The sequence below is a fragment of the Butyrivibrio sp. MB2005 genome (assembly GCF_000424285.1).
GTDB lineage: Bacteria > Bacillota > Clostridia > Lachnospirales > Lachnospiraceae > Butyrivibrio.
This window is the reverse complement of record NZ_AUJP01000031.1, coordinates 24731-31367: the sequence shown is the minus strand read 5'-3', so window position 1 is coordinate 31367 and position 6637 is coordinate 24731. Positions and strand designations below refer to the sequence as shown.

The window sequence follows — 6637 nt, the reverse complement described above, 5'->3', positions numbered from 1 at the left end:
TATACTTCGAAGGCTGATTTTCTTGCCATGGATCCTATCCCCATGTATGAAAAAGGGAAGAATAAAGAATACACTTTTTCAGGAAGAAGGATAAAAAGAGGACTCTACAGGCACTACGATGGAACACTCACAAATGCAGACATAAACGGGGCTGCAAATATCTTGAGAAAAGTATTCCCAAAGGTAACACAATGGGATAGGGGCATAGTGGACATGCCCTGTTCTTCAGGATGCCATAGGCAGACTGAAGGTTCATGCCGCAAAGCGGCATAACAGAAAACCTTTCCGACGCAGAGTCGGTGAGGGTAGTTCATTAGAGTTTTGCTGTACTTGAAAGTAGAATTAGCTTTTTTATGAAATATTATTCTGTCCCTGTAATTTGAAAAGGCAGGTAGGTAACAAATTCTTTATCTTTTTTATAAGAACTTAATTTCTCTTTTGATTAACTATAAAAGATAATATATTTGTAGGATTCTATTCGATTCCTTTTACTTATTGCGACTACTTTTACCAATATCGGAAGAATTGTACCTATCAACAAATGCTTGAAAAGGAGATTGAAGATGGGAAATACAGATCAGCAGGAACAGGAACCGGTTAAAAAGACAACAAGGACAAGAAAGCCTAAGGCTGCGGCTGCGCCAGCACCTTCTACTGATGAGATGATAGCAGCTATGGCTGCGGCTCAGACTGCTGCAGATGTTGATAAAAAATTGGAGGAAATGGCTCAGGCTGCTGCAGCTGCACCCGTAGAGGAAGCTGCACCTGTAGTGGAGGAAGTGCCTGTGGTTGAAGCCGCTCCTGTAGTGGAAGAAGCCCCTGTGGTTGACGCTGCATCTGTAGTGGAGGAAGCGCCTGCGGTTGAGGCTGCTCCTGTAGTAGAAGAAGCTCCTGCAGTTGAAGCTACGCCTGTAGTGGAAGAAGCTCCTGCAGTTGAAGCTACGCCTGTAGTGGAAGAAGCTCCTTCAGTTGAAGCTGCGCCTGTAGTAGAAGAAGCCCCTGCGGTTGAAGCCGCTCCTGTAGTGGAAGAAGCTCCTGCAGTTGAAGCCGCTCCTGTAGTGGAAGAAACCCCTGTAGTTGAAGCCGCATCTGTAGTGGAAGAAGCTCATGCAGTTGAAGCTGCTACTGTAGTGGAAGAAACTCCTGTAGTAGAGGCTGCTCCGACTGTTGAAGCGGAGCCTATAATTGATGGAGTCCTAATCATTGAAGAATCTTCATCAGAAGAAGCTCCTGTTGTAGAAGCAGCGCCTGAGATAGAGATACCAGCAGAGGCGGTAGCAGAAGCACCTGCCGTTGAGGCTGTACCTGAAGTAGAGATACCTGTAGAAGCAGTAGAAGAAGCACCTGTAGTTGAGGCAGCACCTGAAGTAGAAATCCCTGTTGAGGCTGTAGCGGAAGCAGTGCCAGAGGTGGAGATTCCTGTAGAGGCAATGGCGGAGGCAGCACCTGAAGTTGAGATTCCCGCAGAAGCTGTACCTGAGGTAGAGATACCTGCAGAGGCAATGGCAGCGCCTGTACCAGAAGTAGAGATACCTGCAGAAGCAGTAGAAGAAGCACCTGTAGTTGAGGCAGCACCAGAAGTAGAAATCCCTGTTGAGGCTGTAGCGGAAGCAGCGCCTGAGGTGGAGATACCTGTAGAGGCAGTAGCAGAAGCAGTTCCTGAAATAGAGATACCAGTTGAGGCGGTAGCGGAAACACCTGCAGTAGAGGCAGTGCCTGAGGTTGAGATACCCGTTGAGGCGGTAGAAGAAGCAGCTGCCGTTGAGGCTGTTCCTGAAGTTGAGATACCTGCAGAAGCAATGGCAGAAGCAACACCGGAGAGTGAGATACCTGTAGAAGCAGTAGCCGAGCCTGTACCAGAGGTTGAGATACCAGCAGAAGCGGTGGCAGAGGCAGCGCCTGAAGTTGAAATACCTGCAGAAGCGGTGGCAGAGGCAGCGCCTGAAGTTGAGATTCCCGCAGAAGCTGTACCTGAGGTAGAGATACCTGCAGAAGAAGTAGAAGAAGCACCTGCTGCAGAGACAGCACCTGAGATAGAGATCCCTGCCGAGGCTGTTCCTGAGATAGAGATACCGGTAGAAGCAGTAGCCGAGCCTGTACCCGAGGTTGAAATACCCGCTGAGGCTGTACCAGAGGTTGAAATACCTGCTGAAGTAGCAGCAGAAGCACCTGCTGTTGAAGCAGCGGCCGAAGTTGAGATTCCGGCTGAGGCGATAGCAGAGGCAACACCGGAGATGGAAATCCCTGTAGAAGTAGTAGCAGAGGCTGTTCCTGAGATAGAGATACCAGTAGAGGCGATAGCAGAGGCAGTACCTGAGATAGAGATCCCTGTAGAGGCAGTTCCTGAAGTAGAGATACCAGCAGAAGCTGTAGCAGAGCCTGTACCAGAGGTTGAAATACCTGCAGAAGCAATAGCAGAGCCCGCACCTGAAGCAGAGATTCCTGTAGAAGCAATGGCAGAAGCAACACCGGAGATTGAGATTCCTGTAGAGGCAGCACCAGAGATAGAGATCCCTGCTGAAGCAATAGCAGAACCTGCGCCGGAGGAAGCAGCAATAATCGATGAAATCTCATTAGATATGCCCGATGAAGCTGAATCCGAAGATGCAGGGGATATGGATGAGATATCAATCGATATTTTAAAGGATGATGTGGAAGAAGAGCCTGAGACGGAAGCTGAAATTGAAGAAGAAATTACAATTGAGCTTCCGGAGCTTGATCTGGAGATTCCTGAACTGAATCTGCCTGAGCCTGAGGTTTCTGAAGAGATTTCGGTTGAGGAGCCTGCTGCAGAAGAGGCTGCTGAAATCCAGATTCCTGATATGGATATATCTGCTATGGAAGCAACAGATGAATCGGCAGAGGATATTCCGTTGGATGACGATATTGAGCCCATCACTGACATTCCGGATGAAGCAGCTTCTGAAGAAATTGAAGCTGTACCGGCAGAGACAGGATTTGATGAAGCTCCCGCAGATATTTCAGTTGGAATTCCTGATACCTTTGATCAGGCAACAGATGCAATGCTCGGCGCAGTTGACGACATTATAAGCTTCCTGAAGGGCGAAGACCTTGAGTACACTGAGGTCACAGCTGATGGCAGCAATAACGTTACACTTCTTATAAAAATGGAAGATGAGGATGTTCTTTGTATTGAATATGAGGATGATGAATTTATGTCACTGATCTCTCATTTTGAAAAAGACGGAAAGCGGAGGTATAAGGAAATTCTAAATACCTACATCAAGGACTCCATTACTAAGGGCTGCAATTATAAGATCAGTAGAAGCAAGGGCAGCAAAACCGTAAACAAATATAACTAGATGCGGCAAGGCTTTTTAATGAAGTGGATGATAGTGACCGATATGACGATGTGATCTGTTCATGGTTTTCCGGGTTATTGGAATCAAAAGATTCTGTGATTCATAGGCTTGTATTACAGTAATATGGAAGACCTTCAGGATTTGTTTCCTGAAGGCCTTTTTTCATACAACAATAAGGGTACAAAGAACTATATATTTTTTTTATATTTTAAGGGTACATTCCGGCAGTAGTTAAGACGATAAAAAATATATAAGAAATGGATAAGTGTCTTACTATGCGCTTTTAGATATAAATGAATGAAAAGGATGTCGGCTTTTTTACAAGGAGGTAGATCAGTATGACAGGAATTAATGGCATTTCTGCATATCAGCAGATAAATCCGAGTGTCCATAACGAGAAATCGGGAGTGTCTAAGACTCCTGATACAGGTAGGGCAGATCAGGCTGGTTCAGCAAAAAATTCTCAGCAGGCTAAAGTAGAAACAAAAGCGTGGAGTCCGATAGATACCACGAGTTCACTTGTGCCCAGAAAAACTGAATATGGGATGACTATTGGAGATGTGCTGCTTTCCGATAAGGCAAAGGACTACTATAATTCGCTGAAATCAAAATATCATAACATGGAGTTCATAGCCGTAAGTAAGGACATGAAGGCTCAGGTTCAGCAGAATGCTGCCTCCTATGGTAACGCCAACAAAATGGTAGTTCTTATAGATGAAGAGAAGCTTGAGCGGATGGCGACAGATGAATCATATCGTAAGAAGTATGAAGGAATCATTGCCATGGCACAGACAAAGATGTCAGAGGCTAAGATGGGACTTGCCAGCAGCGGCGCAAGTGTTAAGAATTTTGGGATGAGTGTTGATTCTAATGGTAAGGAGAGTTTCTTTGCCACTGTAAATAAATCTTCAGATCTTCAGAAAAAGCGTATAGAAAAGAAAGCAGCAGAGAAGAAGGCTCAGAAACTTCAGGAGAAAAAGAAAGCGGAAAAGAAGGCGCAGGAGGAACGTATCCAAAAAGCCAGGGATAAAAAAGCTGAAAAGGAAGATACTGATAAAGATGATTCCAGGATTAAAGATGACGAGGAATATGTAACATTCGAAGCAGATTCCATGGATGAACTTCTCTCTAAGGTGCAGACATACTCATACAATAATGCATCCGGAAAAGTTATGACTCAGGCCGAGCAGATGGTAGGAACAAAGATAGATTTCAGAGGCTGATGTTTTATGCACACAGCCGCACAGTGGAAATTGCTGCTATGCAGCGTGCGGCTGGCGCGAGAGGAATCGTATAAATACGATTCCTACATGTTATGAGGTACAGCATGAATATATCATTTATTGCGAATAATCTATATAGTTCACAGTACATGAAGAATACCCAGGGGAATCTCTATGCTCAGAAGACTGACGGAGCCATGAAGAATACAATTATGGGAAAGATGCCGGTAAATCCTTTTGCATCAAGCTTTGACAGAAGAACAGACAATGAGGTTGATGATCGAAAAGGATTATCACAGCAGATGCGGCAGATGATACGCTCACTGAAGCAGGATTCTCAGCAAGATCAGAATAATAAAAAAATAAATGATTTTCTGACATCATCCGGTTCCCCGGATGCAACAGAGGAAGAGACAGCGCCTAAGCCGACCTATAATTATAAAGAGGTTGCATCCAAAATACAGAGTGCCAAGACATCAAACAGTGCCGGGCAGGCAGTACTGGCAGCAAAAAGAGCAGTGACGCAGATAAAGAGAAAGATTTCTGCGGGGGATGGTGATCCTGAGGAACTACAGTTTGCTTTAACCCATGCAAAGCGCATGGAAATGGTGGCAAGGAAAAAGAAACATCATCTGGAGCTGGAAGAAATGGTGGCTCGTGCTCAGAAGCAGGATGAGCGCCTGGACGAACAGGAAGATGCTGTTCGGGGTATTCAGAGTACCATAACACAGGCAGAGGAAGAAAAGATCACTGAGAAAGAAGACCAAATCTTCGATGAGCGCGAGGAGATGCTGGAGGAAGCTCTAGAACAAATCGAAGAAAGCGGAGCTAATGTTTCGGATGAAATGATGGCTGATCTGAACAAGATGATCTCTGAATTTGGCGAGGAAGAACTGGAAGAGTTGGAAGAAACTATGGAGATGCTTGAAGATATGGAAGTGGTAGATCCGCATATGAGCAAAGAGGATTTTGAGGATCTAAAGCGGAAGCATAGGGCTTCGGAAAACAAGGCTATTGTAAAAGCAAATATGGAATACCTTAAAGATATGATCAAGAATGAGCTTGGAAAAGCAGGAAGTATTCCCGGTATGGGAGGTGGACAGTCAGCTTCTGGAGCGGTTGGAAGCCCAGCAGTGCAGGGGATAACCGTATCAATGCCGGCAATGGCAGCTCCGGTTTCAGATGGGGGTTCGATTGATGTTCAGATTTAAACAGTATGGTTAAAAGTTATATTGTTAATGTAAAGTCGGATGGAAAAATATTTCTATCCGGCTCTTTTTTGCCCTTTCAGATATGAAAAAGGTCGTTTCGTGATCAAATCATAGTATTTCTTATGTGATTATGATACGAATAACTTGGAGGAATATTGCCTTATGAAGATAGCAGTATGCGATGATGAAGAAAGAATAAGAAAAATTATAGTGTCGGAACTGAATGCATCGTTTTCGGATGATGAGATTAGTTGCTTTTGCACTGGAGAAGACGTCTTGAGAGTTGTGGAACAAGATGGTTATATGCCGAATATTATTCTCCTGGATATTATGATGCCCGGCGTGTCCGGAATGGATGTTGCTAGGAAACTTCGTGATATTAGTGATGATGTTGTTATCATTTTTATAACAGGGGAAAAGCAATATGTATTTGATGCTTTTGATGTGAGAGCTTTCCATTTTCTTGTAAAGCCATTCTCAAATGAGAAGATGGTCAGCGTGATAAAGGATGCAAAAGAGGAAATAGCCAAAGCTACATTAAAGCCTCAAAAGAAGTATGTGATGTTGAACTCACGAGGCAGTCATATAAGACTATGCGTTTCTGACATTATCTTTGCAGAAGTGTATGGTGCCAGGATAATCGTACACACAAGAACCGATGAAATTGAGTATTATGGACATCTTTCAGAACTGGAAAAGCTTGTAGGTGATGGCTTTTTCAGGACTCATAGAGGGTATCTTGTAAATTTGCGATTCGTAAAGAAGTACGATGCAGGAAAGTGCTATATGGCTAAGGGTGAAGCACTTATTTCAAAACAAAACTATCCAATTTTTGTAAAAGCTTTGATGGATTACAACAAAAAGAGAGTGGAGTAAGCTG

The 6637-nt window shown here is 44.2% G+C and carries 4 protein-coding genes and 1 pseudogene; all 5 read left to right on the top strand.

What is annotated here, in order from left to right:
• Positions 1 to 273: pseudogene (locus G610_RS23335) on the top strand (RNA-guided endonuclease InsQ/TnpB family protein); the annotation flags it as partial.
• 290 nt (positions 274 to 563) lie between these two features.
• A complete protein-coding gene (locus tag G610_RS22345) occupies positions 564 to 3323 on the top strand; it encodes a hypothetical protein (protein WP_051198019.1) in 2760 nt (919 codons plus the stop codon).
• 338 nt (positions 3324 to 3661) lie between these two features.
• Entirely contained in the window at positions 3662 to 4546 is an 885-nt protein-coding gene (locus tag G610_RS21000; RefSeq protein WP_051198018.1) for a DUF6033 family protein, read from the top strand.
• A 104-nt stretch (positions 4547 to 4650) separates the two neighbouring features.
• On the top strand, positions 4651 to 5757 hold the full coding sequence (locus G610_RS0113915) for a hypothetical protein (protein ID WP_026525286.1): 1107 nt from the start codon (positions 4651 to 4653) through the stop codon (positions 5755 to 5757).
• Positions 5758 to 5919: 162 nt separating this feature from the next.
• A complete protein-coding gene (locus G610_RS0113910; RefSeq protein ID WP_026525285.1) occupies positions 5920 to 6633 on the top strand; it encodes a LytR/AlgR family response regulator transcription factor in 714 nt (237 codons plus the stop codon).
• The last annotated feature ends 4 nt before the right edge of the window (positions 6634 to 6637 follow it).

Coding starts and splice junctions, on each gene's coding strand:
- G610_RS22345 (WP_051198019.1), top strand. CDS start 564: ATGGGAAATACAGATCAGCAGGAACAGGAACCGGTTAAAAAGACAACA.
- G610_RS21000 (WP_051198018.1), top strand. CDS start 3,662: ATGACAGGAATTAATGGCATTTCTGCATATCAGCAGATAAATCCGAGT.
- G610_RS0113915 (WP_026525286.1), top strand. CDS start 4,651: ATGAATATATCATTTATTGCGAATAATCTATATAGTTCACAGTACATG.
- G610_RS0113910 (WP_026525285.1), top strand. CDS start 5,920: ATGAAGATAGCAGTATGCGATGATGAAGAAAGAATAAGAAAAATTATA.